Below are 444 nucleotides of genomic sequence, written 5' to 3' on the forward strand. Positions count from 1 at the left end.
GGCGTAGCGGGCGACCGGCGCCGTGAAGGTGTGGCCGTCGCTGCGCGGGGCCGCAAAGGCCTGCCACCTGGGCCACAACGGCGCCGCGTCAGCATCGAACGTATTGGCCACGTCCGGCAGGCCCGCCGGGTCGTCGCCGTGTTGATAGCGGGCGCGGCCGCCGGCCCGTGCCGCGTATTCCCATTCGGCTTCGGTGGGCAGGCGGTAGACGCGGCCTTCCTGCTGGCTGAGCCAGCGTGCCAGGGCGGTGGCATCGTTCCAGCTGACGTTGACCACGGGGTGCTCATCCGTCTGGGCAAAGCCGGGGTTGCGCCACGAATAGCGGGTATCGCGGCCTTCGAAGGCGTCACCGCGTTCGGTCTTGTCGGGATCGTAGGCGACGTTGTAGCCGTAGCCGCCGGTGCCGTCGGCCTCGGATTCGGGCACGTAGCCGGACGCCTCGAT

Annotated in this window: 1 protein-coding gene; it reads right to left on the reverse strand. The window is 70.5% G+C overall.

Annotated elements, in window-relative coordinates; genetic code table 11:
* The coding region (locus tag SB751_RS28230) for a formylglycine-generating enzyme family protein (protein WP_410748814.1) at positions 1-444 on the reverse strand (444 nt) is incomplete at both ends.

The organism is Cupriavidus sp. SIMBA_020, assembly GCF_046535395.1.
Classification (GTDB): Bacteria; Pseudomonadota; Gammaproteobacteria; order Burkholderiales; family Burkholderiaceae; genus Cupriavidus; species Cupriavidus campinensis.